The sequence below is a fragment of the Algoriphagus lacus genome (assembly GCF_003583985.1).
GTDB lineage: Bacteria > Bacteroidota > Bacteroidia > Cytophagales > Cyclobacteriaceae > Algoriphagus > Algoriphagus lacus.
This window is the reverse complement of sequence record NZ_QXML01000005.1, coordinates 340,562-352,603: the sequence shown is the minus strand read 5'-3', so window position 1 is coordinate 352,603 and position 12,042 is coordinate 340,562. Positions and strand designations below refer to the sequence as shown.

General features: G+C 45.8%; 12 protein-coding genes. 3 read left to right on the top strand and 9 right to left on the bottom strand.

Translation table 11 applies throughout. The features are described from left to right. Positions 1–197 precede the first annotated feature (197 nt). The 3 genes from D0X99_RS12370 to D0X99_RS12360 are packed head-to-tail and all read right to left on the bottom strand — an operon-like array spanning position 198 to position 2,629. Complete coding sequence (locus tag D0X99_RS12370) at positions 198–671, bottom strand: acyl-CoA thioesterase (protein ID WP_119478134.1); 474 nt, start codon at positions 669–671, stop codon at positions 198–200. 12 nt (positions 672–683) lie between these two features. Further along, entirely contained in the window at positions 684–1,973 is a 1,290-nt protein-coding gene (locus D0X99_RS12365) for an MgtC/SapB family protein (RefSeq protein WP_119478133.1), read from the bottom strand. A gap of 26 nt (positions 1,974–1,999) precedes the next feature. Then, complete coding sequence (locus D0X99_RS12360) at positions 2,000–2,629, bottom strand: hypothetical protein (RefSeq protein ID WP_119478132.1); 630 nt, start codon at positions 2,627–2,629, stop codon at positions 2,000–2,002. A gap of 150 nt (positions 2,630–2,779) precedes the next feature. Here D0X99_RS12360 and D0X99_RS12355 point away from each other — a divergent pair, with 150 nt between their 5' ends. Next, entirely contained in the window at positions 2,780–3,775 is a 996-nt protein-coding gene (locus D0X99_RS12355) for an aldo/keto reductase (RefSeq protein WP_119478131.1), read from the top strand. Between the two features lie 127 nt (positions 3,776–3,902). On the opposite strand, the gene D0X99_RS12350 is transcribed toward D0X99_RS12355, so the two are convergent. From D0X99_RS12350 to D0X99_RS12325, 5 genes are all read right to left on the bottom strand, one after another. Continuing rightward, positions 3,903–4,790 (bottom strand): dienelactone hydrolase family protein, encoded by an 888-nt coding sequence (locus D0X99_RS12350; RefSeq protein ID WP_119478130.1) that lies wholly within the window; start codon positions 4,788–4,790, stop codon positions 3,903–3,905. A 353-nt stretch (positions 4,791–5,143) separates the two neighbouring features. Continuing rightward, on the bottom strand, positions 5,144–5,752 hold the full coding sequence (locus D0X99_RS12340) for an ankyrin repeat domain-containing protein (protein ID WP_119478128.1): 609 nt from the start codon (positions 5,750–5,752) through the stop codon (positions 5,144–5,146). A gap of 352 nt (positions 5,753–6,104) precedes the next feature. Then, on the bottom strand, positions 6,105–6,290 hold the full coding sequence (locus tag D0X99_RS12335; RefSeq protein WP_119478127.1) for a hypothetical protein: 186 nt from the start codon (positions 6,288–6,290) through the stop codon (positions 6,105–6,107). A 133-nt stretch (positions 6,291–6,423) separates the two neighbouring features. Beyond that, positions 6,424–6,891 (bottom strand): YehS family protein, encoded by a 468-nt coding sequence (locus D0X99_RS12330; RefSeq protein ID WP_119478126.1) that lies wholly within the window; start codon positions 6,889–6,891, stop codon positions 6,424–6,426. Between the two features lie 50 nt (positions 6,892–6,941). After that, entirely contained in the window at positions 6,942–7,319 is a 378-nt protein-coding gene (locus D0X99_RS12325) for a GxxExxY protein (protein WP_119478125.1), read from the bottom strand. A 178-nt stretch (positions 7,320–7,497) separates the two neighbouring features. Between D0X99_RS12325 and D0X99_RS12320 the strand changes: the two genes are divergently transcribed. Continuing rightward, on the top strand, positions 7,498–9,669 hold the full coding sequence (locus tag D0X99_RS12320) for a B12-binding domain-containing radical SAM protein (protein WP_119478124.1): 2,172 nt from the start codon (positions 7,498–7,500) through the stop codon (positions 9,667–9,669). Positions 9,670–9,790: 121 nt separating this feature from the next. On the opposite strand, the gene D0X99_RS12315 is transcribed toward D0X99_RS12320, so the two are convergent. Then, positions 9,791–11,098 (bottom strand): MFS transporter, encoded by a 1,308-nt coding sequence (locus tag D0X99_RS12315; RefSeq protein WP_199708079.1) that lies wholly within the window; start codon positions 11,096–11,098, stop codon positions 9,791–9,793. A 275-nt stretch (positions 11,099–11,373) separates the two neighbouring features. Here D0X99_RS12315 and D0X99_RS12310 point away from each other — a divergent pair, with 275 nt between their 5' ends. Next, positions 11,374–11,964 (top strand): Pycsar system effector family protein, encoded by a 591-nt coding sequence (locus D0X99_RS12310; RefSeq protein WP_119478122.1) that lies wholly within the window; start codon positions 11,374–11,376, stop codon positions 11,962–11,964. Positions 11,965–12,042 lie beyond the last annotated feature (78 nt).

Genomic DNA, 12,042 nt, shown 5'->3' with positions numbered 1-12,042 from the left:
TTTGGAATCCGAAAGGGTAAGTTGATACAGCATCAATTTGGATGAACTCTGTTCCTGCATTCCTCGGAATTTGCAATTTCAAAGTTCTGCCATAGGATTTTCAATCCGTCTTTTTGACACGGAGATTACAAATCCCCAAACAGGGCTTCAGGATTGCAAATTCTGAAGAACCTAGATTTAAACCTCGCAGGTCTTTTTTATTCATTAAAAAACGGCCGCATCTCCTCGTGGATTTCGCTGCGGAGCTTTTTCAGCTTTTCGGCATATTCCTCCAACTTCTTTTCCCGGTCAGTTTTCGGAATCCAGGGTCTGACCTTTCTGGGTTCGCCTTTTTCATCCACCGCCACAAAAATGATGATGCAGTGAGTCTTCTTCTCGAATTTTTTCTCCGAAAATGCCCTGGAATATACTTCCACCATGATGTGAATGCTGGAGCTTCCAGTCAGGATTACCTGGCAGTCGATCTTAATCAATTCACCGATATTGATCGGCTTGTAGAATCGGATACCTCCCACATATACGGTCACACAATAGCTTTCGGCCCAGGTGCGGGCGCAAGTATAAGCGGCCTGATCGATCCATTTCATTACCGACCCCCCGTGTACTTTTCCTCCGAAATTCACATCTCCGGGTTCGCTGATAAATTGAAAGGTAGTCTTATGTGCAGGCATATTTTCTTCGAGTTAAAGGATAAAAATCAAGCTGACCAAGGCTGTGAGAAACACCATTCCGTAGCCGATCAGTAGGTTTTTTTTCAAAGCAGCGCTTCCGGCATAGATCCCGATTCCCATTTTTACCAGGGTGTTGGAAATAGCGGCTATCAAAATAGCCAGTGAAGCAATACCCAAATCCAGCTTCAGTCCGCTGAGTTTGGATACGGAAATGGTGATTGCGTCAATGTCCGAAAATCCGGCAATCGCACTGGAAATCAAGGTTCCACTTTCTCCCAGATTTTCATTTGCATAACTGACTACCAACAAAATAACGGTGTAGATTGCTCCAAAAATCATGGCTCCTTTGAGATCCAGTGGCTTTTTTAGTGGGATTTCTGCTTCGTTAAGCTGTTTGGTTTGTCGTCTGAAATAGATGTAAAGGGTGATCCCAATGGCGCTCAAAAACACCAGCGAAATGGCAGGCAGCAGTCGGTTAAAAAGAGTCTGATTGAAGATAAACGTCCAGATCAGAACCCGGATAAACATGATGGAGGATGCTGCCAAAATCGCCGTGGCGCAGCTGGCAGCCAAGTTTTCGTTTTCTTTGCTTTTTTTGGCATACACCCAGGTCACTGCGGTACTGGAAACCAACCCTCCGACGATCCCTCCCAGCAAAATTCCCTTTTTGGGCCCAAGAAATTTGGTCAATATGTATCCCACTAACCCAAGGCCTGAAGTAAGAATGATCACCCAGCCGATTTCCTTTGGATTTAGGACATCGTATGGGCCATAGGTTTCATCAGGAAGGAAAGGGAAAATCAGTAAGGCTATGACCACAAAGCGGATAAAGTCATACATCTCCTCCGCTGTGATCGTTCCTACTATTGTTTTGATCCGGAATTTGGATGAAAGAACCACCACCACCAGCACCGTGATCATCAAGCTGATTTCGATCAGTCCTATCAGGGTCATCGAACCCAACACGAATGCAATCAAAGAGGTGAATTCCGTAGTGGATCCCCGGTCTCCCTGGGTGGCGGTAAACCAGTAGGAAACCGCAATCAGGATACTGACTCCCAAAAAAACAGCTACATATACCCAGGGTGAGAAGAGGAAATAAAACAGTCCGGCGATAAATCCCAACAGGACCAAAAAGATGAAAGTCCGGATTCCCGCAAACCCGTGGGAGTTTTCCTTCATGGCCGTGTACTGACGCTCCAAACCAATGACCGAACCGATCCCGATCACCACCAGCAGTCGGATAATAAACTCACCTTGGGTTAGGGTGAAGGATTCCTGATCAATCAAAAGTGTCTCCAAGCGATTTTCAGTTTAGTTCAAGCCTTTCAGTTTTCCTCCATGTAATACTGAATATCCAGAAAAACTTGGTCAGGATGTGTCACATGTTCCGATTGACTCAAGGAAGTCAGGACTCCTCCCAATCTTAGTTTTCGTTCTGGAAGCGATCCTTGGTCTTTGGGATGTGCTACAATTACAGTTTCCTCGCTGTAGTCGGATTTTAATTCATAGACTTCGTAGGTGTTGACCATGGGGATCATGGTAAAGCTAGTGACGGTGCCAACGATGACCGGTACCATGATCATTCCACCAAAACTTTCCTGGGAGCCAATTCTTTTAGGGGTTCCCACTAAGGTCGCGGACATTCCGGGTTTTCCGGTTTCGGCCAGTTGCTCGATGCTCATATGAACCGGCTGGTGTTTTTCGAATTGTTTGAAAAGGCTCACGTCCAGTCTGGCCAGGACTTTTTCCCGGGACGTATTGTCCAGACGCGTAAGGGACATCACCAAAAACAAGATCAGAGATTGCTTGTCAAAGCTTACTCCAGCCACTTTTCCCAATTCGGCTGGAGAAACGACCCCATCCTTGGAGTGGCTAAACAGATTGAAAAAGCTGCCTCCGTTGTCAAGAGATTGGATAGCTTCCTGAAAGGTCGAATAGGGATGGATCTGTTTCATAATGTCTGGGTTGTCGGGGTGGGTTAGCCCTAATCAAATATTCTGATTATTGAACTCAGAAGCAAGAAACAAAGGCGGAATGCTCGGTAGAATCGGTTTTGATTTTGGGGTTTTTCAAAAGAAAAGACTGGATTTTAGTTTATTTACTGTATGGAATACAGAAAATTCGGAAATACTGAGCTGCTGGTCAGTGAGATAGGATTTGGTGGCTGGGCCATCGGCGGCGTAGCCAATGTCGGCGGGGTCGAAATCGGTTGGGGTCCATCCGACGACTCCGTTTCCAAGTTGGCATTGATTAAAGCGCTCGATGCCGGAATCAACTTTTTTGACACGGCGGATTTCTACGGGCTCGGTCACTCCGAATCCCTGATGGGGGAGGTTTTCAGGGGAAATAAGGACGTGCTGATTGCGACCAAAGTAGGGCAAAAGGTTGGTTTGGATGGCAAAATCGCCATCGACTATTCCAAAGAATACCTGATCCAAGCCTGCGAGGATAGTTTGCGGAGATTGAAGCGGGAGACGATTGATTTTTACCAGCTGCACATTGCACGGGTGTCTCACCTGGAACATGGGGAATGCCTTGAAGCCATGGAGGTCCTTCAAAAACAGGGAAAAATCCGCTATTGGGGAAGTTCGCTGATCACCTTTGCTCCGGATCCCGAAGCGGAGTTTCTGATGAATGCAAGAAAGGGGCATGGCTTTCAGTTGGTCTTCAATCTGATCAATCAACTCGCTCTTCCCATCATTCAGGAGGCTGGGATGAACGGATACGGGATCATTGCCCGCATGCCTTTGCAGTTTGGATTGTTGAGCGGGAAGATGAAGGGGGATACAGTCTTTTCGAAAGACGATCATCGGTCAACCCGTTTGACTTCCGAGATCATTGGCGAGGTGAATCGGGTGCTGCACAGGCATGTGCTGCCCTTGACGGAAAAATATGAAACCAATTTGGCTGCCTTGTCCTTGAGTTTTATTCTGGGTTTTGACAAAGTAAGTACAGTGATTCCTGGTATCCGAACACCCGAGCATGTCCGCCAAAATACCACAGGCTTGGTTCGCCTGTCAGAGGAAGATCATCAGGATTTGCAGGATCTGTTTGAGAGGGAATGGCAGCCTATTTTGGAGCTGATGAAGGCAAGGGGGTAGAAAGGATAGTTAATAGTTAATTGTTTTTGGTTTTTCGCCGATATGAGTGAACTCACTCAACGCATTTCCGGAATAGGTGAGGGAAAAAGCTTTTCCAAAGTTTGGGACTTTGGAAAAGCTAAAGAGATCATTTCAAATTCGCCTTGAAAAACGCAATTGTCTTTTCCCAGGCTGCTTTGGCTGCGGCCTCGTCATACCTTGGGGTGGTGTTGTTATGGAAACCGTGATTGACGCCGGGGTAATTGATCATCTCGTATTTTTTGTTGTTGGCTTTGAGGGCTTCCTCGTAGGCTGGCCAACCTGCATTCACGCGCTCGTCAAGTGCGGCATAGATCACCAATAACGGAGCCTGGATTTTTGGAACATCCTCAACAGCCGGCTGTCCTCCATAAAAAGGCACTGCCCCCTCCAAATCCGGAATCCGAACTGCCATCATATTGGATATCCAACCTCCAAAACAGAACCCTACCACGCCGACATGGCCGTTGCAGTCTGGGTGTTTTCTGAGGTATTCGTAGGCAGCGATGAAGTCTTCCAGCATTTCGTCCCGATTCCGCTTAGCCTGCATAGTTCGGCCTTCGTCGTCATTTCCGGGATAGCCTCCCAACGGAGTCAGGGCATCGGGAGCGATGGAGATAAATCCGTCCACGGCGCATCTTCTGCCCACGTCTTCGATGTAGGGATTGAGGCCGCGGTTTTCATGTACCACAACAATACCGGGGAATTTTCCTTTTCCTGCAGGTTTGGACAGCAATCCTTTGATTTGGCCACCGCCTTTGGGGGAGTCGTACATCACATAGTCCGAGCTTTGCATCCGCTCGTCGGTCGGCTCGATGGTGCGGGTATTGAGGTAGTCCGGCATCATGGAGCTCATCAGCGCAGTGACGGTGATCCCGCCTACGGCATAGGCGGAGAGTTTTTCCACAAAAGTCCTGCGGTCCAGCTTGTTGTGGCAGTAATAGTCGTACAAATCAAAAGCCTCCTGAGGGATATCTTCTTTTCTGAGTTTTTCCATGGGTGTTCGAGATTGGTTATAGGGTTAAGTTATTCAAAATCAGGATAGGAAAAATGGGGCTTGTGTTGAAAAGCTGAATTTTCTACTTAAGTGGAAAAACCGGTCAACACGATTTTCATTAGCTCAGGAACTTGGATTCCGGAAACAGGAGAAAGTTTAATTCCGCAAGCGGATTTCAGGGGATTAGGAAAGGGGTTTTGTTTAGGTGGTAACGTTTGGCAGCTATCCGAAGGGCGGGACTTTTACCACAAAGCTTGATTTGAAAAGCTAATGTTTGTTTAACCACAAAGTTGTCTATGGAACACGAAGCCCCGCCTTTTGGGTAGGTGCTGTTATGCGTTCGCTTTTCTGTCTTAAAATAATTCATACCTCTCCATTTTAAAGTTTTTAGCCATACTTGTTGCACTTGGTCTTGTTTCGTTACTTGAGTTTATGTCAGCCCCTGCAGTAATGAGTTCTTTAAATATTTTTCGAAGCTGTTCTAAAAGAATTCCATTTGTCAGGTCAGCACTTGGGTTTTCTATCTTTTGTCTCGCATCCATTAATGCTCTGTGTAAACAATTGTTGCCGTAAGAGTCAATTGATTTTGGGTCTGCCTTTTTGCTTAACATTAATTCAAAAAGTGAAAAAGCTTTGTCAAACTTTTTTGTGTCTCTTTGAAGAGTGTATGAATTAAAAATAGTCGCTCTTATACAGTCGTGTAAAACAGGAGCTGTCCACTCGTTTATTTCAGAAGTTTCCATAAAATTTACGTTCGCCCCTTTGTCAATTAGGAGTTTGGCAACTTCAAAGTTTCCTGTCTTGAAGGCGACTTGAAGCCCTGATTGTCCATCGTCTTTTTTGGGTGGTGCAACATTACAAATACTCAAATACTCTGAGTTTTTATCCAAGAGTTCTGATACCTGATTAACGTCCCCGTCTGAAACTGCCTTAAAAAATATTTTTATGTCCTTTTTTGTCATTGGATTTCTATGTTGGTCTGTTGTCTAAAGTGACGCATAACGATTGTGTTTGCGCAGTTTTCTGCGTAAAGCATGCCTATTTGGATGCCTTGCACAGTAATTGCGGGTATTTTTGAATTAGTTTGGGTTCCTGACCTGAATGGGATGGTTTTTTTGAGGAGCTTTTTCCAAAAGTCTCCGGTTCTTTTGCCGCACGGTTAAAATCCCAGAAAACTCAGTTTTTGCCTTTGCAGTCATTTGCGTTAAAAATCAGGTGGTAAAAATGTGGAGTGGAAATAAACCCGCTTGCGGAATCAAAATAGGAAGGGTTTTTTGAATACTAAACAGCTAGGGATGTTTTCGCTGGAAATTCTTAGGTTTTTGACTTTCGATCACTGATGATCAAATAAACTGAAGTGGCAAACACAATAAAATAGATCGCCGTAAGTGCGGGATCTTCCACGGTCAGGTTACTGATGCTTACGTTTCTGAAAAATGCTGCGCCTACGATCAGAGCAATGATGACTAAAAAGAAGTTGAGACCTTTTTTGGATTCCATAGTTGGATGAGTTTACCGAAATATCATACTGCCCCCTTGAATTTGCAATTTTCAACTGATGTGAATGACCTCACTCACAGGCCAATGGTTGAGAATCCTGCTAAAAAGATTGGGAAGAAGTTGAACTGGTGTTTCAGTCTTCTTTCGGACGGTATTTCATTTGCAAGCCCATCAGGAAATTGCGAAGAACCTGGTCTTTGCATTCCCGGTATTGGGCTTGGGAAGGATTTCGGAAAAAGGCACTGAGTTCGTGTTTGCTTAGTCGGAAGCCTCGCAGGGCGAAGATTTCGAGCATGTCTTCATCCTTAAAATTGAGAGCGATTTTGAGTTTGCGGAGGATCCCGTTGTTGTTGAGTGATTTTTCAGCTTCGGCAATTTGGTCGTCTTTTTTGCCTCGGTTGAGGATAATCAGGCCATTGAGAAAATGGGCTAAATCCTTGTCGTAGAGTTTTTTAAAATCGGGATCGTCTTCTTTTTTGAGCCAAAGGCTGACTTCCTCGGCATAGAGTTCTTTCCCTCCCAAGGCGAATATTTCGGCCATTTTATGGTCATGGAAGTGGAAGGTATAGCGCAGAGTGCGGAGGATGTCGTTGTTACTCATGGTTGCAAATATATAACTCACCGCAAAGTCGCAGAGGACGCAGAGAAAAATTAAAGATTATTTGCAATCCGCTTGACTCCATCGATCAATCTTACGGAGTTGAAATTGATTAATAATCCAAGTTTTAAATTGGTCAACTTCAGATAAGTTAGAAGTTGTGCAATATGGATCCCATCCAATTGATCTACCGATTTGATTTCAATAATTACCTGATTTTCAACTAAAATATCGATTCGATATCCAGTTTCCAACTCAATCCCTTTGTAAATCACAGGGAGAGGTATTTGCGATTTAACATCTAATCCCCTGTTTCGTAATTCGTAAACAAGACATGCTTCGTAGCTGCTTTCCAACAAGCCAGGGCCCAAGTGTTTATGCACTTCTATGGCAGCTCCAATGATTTGAGATGAAATTTCATTTTCAAGCATAAAAGGAAGTTTTGGCTTTAAAAATCTGTTTAAATAATTGATAGTCAATTTAGTTAAAATCCTCTAGTGGCTTAATGGCATATCGGAATTGAATTATCCTCCTCTAAAAAAATCTCAGCGTTCTCTGCGCCTCTGCGGTGAATTAACCGATCTTTGAATCGCAAAAACCATCGATTTCGTGTCCACCCGAGTTCTGTTAATCACCCCGCCTTTTACCCAACTTAACACGCCTTATCCGGCGACGGCCTATATCAAGGGTTTTTTGAATACACTCAGTATGTCTTCCCGACAGGCTGACTTGGGTATCGAGGTGATCCTGAAGCTTTTCTCCAAAAAAGGACTTACCCGGGTTTTTGAAATCGCTTCGCAAAAAGCCGGCGAACTCTCAGACAACTCTGCCCGCATCCTCCGAATGAAAGCAAGCTACCTGCAGACCATCGGGCCGGTGATTGATTTTTTCCAGGACAAAAATCCAACTTTGGCCTACACCATTTCGGAAGGGAATTTCCTTCCCGAGGCCAGTCGATTTGAGCAGTTGGATGACCTGGAATGGGCATTCGGTACCTTGGGAGTTCGCGACAAAGCAAGGTATTTGGCCACACTTTACTTGGAGGATATCGGAGATCTGATTACTGAAGCCGTTGATCCGCATTTTGGATTTAGTCGCTATGCGGAGCGATTGGGGATGTCGGCATCGACTTTTGACGAGATGGAGGAGGCGCTAAATCAACCTCTGGGCCTGATCGATTCGATCCTGCTTGAGCTTTTGGAGGAAAAAATCCAAGCCTACCAACCCGAATCGGTGGCTTTTACGGTTCCTTTTCCCGGCAATCTCTATGGCGCACTCAAGTGTGGCCAATACCTCAAATCCCATCATCCTCAAATCAAAGTCTGGATGGGAGGAGGGTACCCGAATACCGAACTCCGATCGCTCAAGGAACCTCGTGTATTTGACTACATCGACTTTATTACCCTGGACGACGGGGAAGCTCCGATCAGTTTGCTGTTGGAATACCTGGATGGAAAAAGGCCGCTAACTGACTTGAAACGCACTTTTGTCCGCGTCGATGGGCAGGTGAAATTTGTGAATAATTCGGCAGTCAAAGACCTGCCTCAGAGGGAAGTCGGTACGCCGGATTACAGTGATTTACCCTTGCGGGACTACCTTTCAGTGATCGAAGTAGCCAATCCCATGCACCGACTGTGGAGTGATGGGCGTTGGAATAAGCTCACGCTAGCCCATGGCTGCTACTGGGGGAAGTGTACCTTCTGCGACATTTCCCTGGACTACATCGGGCGCTACGAACCGATCAATGCGTCCATCCTTTGCGATCGGATCGAGGAAATCATGGCCCAAACGGGTACCAACGGGTTTCACTTCGTGGATGAAGCCGCGCCGCCTGCACTGATGCGGGACTTGGCAATCGAGATTCTGAGAAGAGGCTTGGTGGTCGTCTGGTGGACCAATATCCGCTTTGAAAGCAGTTTCACAGCCGATCTCTGCCGGTTGCTTCGGGCATCGGGTTGCATCGCTGTATCGGGAGGATTGGAAGTGGCCTCCGACCGGCTGTTGGCTCTGATCAAAAAGGGTGTGACTGTGGCACAGGTTGCTCAGGTCACGAATCATTTTACCCAAGCCGGGATCATGGTGCATGCCTACCTGATGTATGGCTATCCCACTCAGACTGCTCAGGAAACGATTGACTCCATGGAAATGGTGCGTCAGCTGTTTGAGGCTGGTGTGTTACAATCAGGTTTTTGGCATCGCTTCGCCATGACCGCGCATAGTCCGGTGGGGCTTGATCCCAAGGCTTTTGGAGTGAAGCGAAAAGACCTTGAAGAAGGGTCTTTTGCCAACAATGAACTGGATTTTGAAGATCTTGTAGGCGTGGATCACGCGCTTTTTTCCGAAGGACTTCGAAAATCTCTCTTCAATTACATGCATGGGGTAGGCTTTGATATTCCGCTGAAAAACTGGTTTGACACCAAGGTGCCGCCCACCACAATTCCCAAAAAATACATTCAACAGCAAATCGAAAATTCTCCTGCACAATCCTACAAGGATCAAAACCGCATCCTTTGGATCGGGGCGCAGCCTGAATTGATGGAGGCGGAAGAAGGTTTTTGCGAGTTGATTTTCTCCGGGAAAAAGGAGGATTTCGCTGTCGAACTTCCCCTCGAACTCGGGGAATGGGTGTGCTGGCTCCTGGCAAAGGTGAGCTATACCGAGGCACTGAATACGCTGAAACCCATTCGGGAGAGTTACGAAGCAGAGATGGGAGACTTCGAGGAACTCGTGGACTCAGAGGTGTGGGAGATCCTGAAAGAACACGGCTTGCTGGTGTTTTAGGGTTTTTCCTTTTGGGAAAATTCAGTGATAGCCTTTTTGAAAAGACCTCCAATTTGGATGGGGCTGTAGTGGACCGTGGACTGTCGTCCTTTGACCTATCGGATTTGCCATAGGTCCATCATTACTTCTCCATCCATTTAAGTCTCCAAAGCAAAATCAACCCGATGCTGAACCACAGGGCAAGCGCCACTATGGAATTCCGCATGCTTCCGGTCAGATTGTCCAAAAGCCCCCACAGGACCAAGCCACACATGATCGCTGTTTTTTCACTGACATCGAAAAAGCTGAAAAACCCGGCAGTGTTCCCCGTTTCCGGGATCATTTTACCATAGGTGGAACGGGAGAGTGACTGAATACCGCCCATCACCAGCCCAATGAAAAATGCTGCTATGTAGAAATGCATGGGAGTTTGGATAAAAAAAGCTCCCACACAGATTGCAATCCAAGTCGAGACCAAGATCATCAGGGCCTTGATGTTTCCGATGGTTTTGGAAATTTTGGCAAAAAGAAAAGCGCCTCCGATTCCCAGGTATTCCAGCAAAAGCACGGTCACAATCAAGGAGGTGATGCTTAGGCCTACTTCCTTTTCCCCAAATGAAGAAGCCATAAACATGACCGTCTGTACCCCCATGATGTAGAAGAAAAAGCTGAAGAGGAAGACTTTCAGGCGGGGGGTCGACTTCAGCCTTTGCCAGACTTTTGCCAGTTCCCGATAGCCGTTCAGGAAATCTTGTCCTCCTTTATTGAAGGGGTTAAGTCCTTTGGGAAGGTGGGACAGGGGAATCTGGGCAAAACCTATCCACCAGATACCTGTCAATAGAAAGGATAATCTGGGGAAAAAGGTGTCGTCCTCCATACTAAGTTTCTCCTGATTGAGGATCATGATCAAATTGAAAATAAGCAAAGTGGTCGCGCCGATATAGCCGAAGGCATAGCCTTTGGCACTGACCTGATCCTGTCGATCCGGCGTGGTGATGGCAGGGAGGTAGGAATTGTAAAAAACAATGCTTCCGCTATATCCAACGGTGGCGAAAAACAATCCCAAAAGAGCTAAGCTTGCCCCATCAACCTGATCAAAGAAAAATAAGACCATGCATCCCGATGCCCCAACATAGCAAAACAGGCGCATGAAGGATTTGTGGTTGCCTTTATAATCCGCGATCGAGGAAATCAAAGGGGAAATAAAGGCTATGAGACCAAATGCCAGCCCGAGCGTGATAGAATAGGCCGCTGTATTTTCGATTTCTATTCCCCAAAGGCTGATTTTGCTGACGCCATCTACCCGAGTGATGGTGTTGTAGTATGCCGGAAAAATCGCCGAGGCTACCACCAAGGCGTAGACGGAATTTGCCCAATCGTACATCGCCCAGGAATTGATCAGCCTGGGATTGTTTTTCTGAATTTGGAAATCCTTCGGGTTTGGATTCACAGTTGGATCGACAGAGGAGTTGATCAGTCTACCCCAATTTAAATTTTTCGAAGGAAACCAGGAAATCCCTTTTTTGCAGGAATTACTGACCCATTCCATTAGGTCACGTTGAAACTTCAAAAGGCCAATCAGCTTTTTAATCCCAATTTTTCCTGAAATTTAGAGGAAGGAATCAGATCAGTACGTACAGCTTTTTTCAGATCAGTTCTATTTTCGAAAGCAGATGAATAGAGGAAAAAAATAATTCCTTAATTTCAGAATCAAATACCCAAGCAATGGAAGAACCAGTAGTGGAGAAAAAGAAGAACAAGGACAAGGACAAGGAAAAAGACAAGACCGAGCGCGAGCGGCAGACTTTTTACCGGGTCACCTTCAAAAACAACTGCAATCTTCTCCAAATCGCCGACAACAAAGCCAACATAATCATCAGCATCAATGCCTTGGTGATCTCTTCTACGATCGCGGTTTTGGGGTACGGATCGGTTTCCCACATGATCAAAATCGATTCCCTGATCACGATTCTCCCTATTTTACTCTTTTTGGGAGTAATCCTGACCTCGACCATGCTTGCGGTGCAGGCAGCTAAACCTTCGATCGTAGGAAAAGCAAAAACCGGTGGAGAGAAGCCCAAGTCCAGCTTGATGTTTTTTGGGGAGAGTTCCCGCTATACGATGGATGATTATCTTGTAGAAACCCGAAAAATGCTGGCAGAAAATGCCACCATTCAGGATCATATGTCGATTTCACTGTATTATCAGGGAAAAGTGCTCGACCGAAAATATAAACTCATCCGGAAGGCCTATGAGGTATTTGTACTCGGATTGGGTCTTGGTATTTTGCTTTTTGTTGGATATCTGATTTTTTAATCGATTCCGTCAGGCACAGAAAGCCTGGGAATTTGAGCAGGCCTTTGGTGCTCAGAAATCTTTAAATCATTTCCAAAA

Coding starts and splice junctions, on each gene's coding strand:
- D0X99_RS12330 (WP_119478126.1), bottom strand. CDS start 6,891: ATGAGTAACAACGACATCCTCCGCACTCTGCGCTATACCTTCCACTTC.
- D0X99_RS12370 (WP_119478134.1), bottom strand. CDS start 671: ATGCCTGCACATAAGACTACCTTTCAATTTATCAGCGAACCCGGAGAT.
- D0X99_RS12335 (WP_119478127.1), bottom strand. CDS start 6,290: ATGGAATCCAAAAAAGGTCTCAACTTCTTTTTAGTCATCATTGCTCTG.
- D0X99_RS12355 (WP_119478131.1), top strand. CDS start 2,780: ATGGAATACAGAAAATTCGGAAATACTGAGCTGCTGGTCAGTGAGATA.
- D0X99_RS12340 (WP_119478128.1), bottom strand. CDS start 5,752: ATGACAAAAAAGGACATAAAAATATTTTTTAAGGCAGTTTCAGACGGG.
- D0X99_RS12360 (WP_119478132.1), bottom strand. CDS start 2,629: ATGAAACAGATCCATCCCTATTCGACCTTTCAGGAAGCTATCCAATCT.
- D0X99_RS12350 (WP_119478130.1), bottom strand. CDS start 4,790: ATGGAAAAACTCAGAAAAGAAGATATCCCTCAGGAGGCTTTTGATTTG.
- D0X99_RS12310 (WP_119478122.1), top strand. CDS start 11,374: ATGGAAGAACCAGTAGTGGAGAAAAAGAAGAACAAGGACAAGGACAAG.
- D0X99_RS12325 (WP_119478125.1), bottom strand. CDS start 7,319: ATGCTTGAAAATGAAATTTCATCTCAAATCATTGGAGCTGCCATAGAA.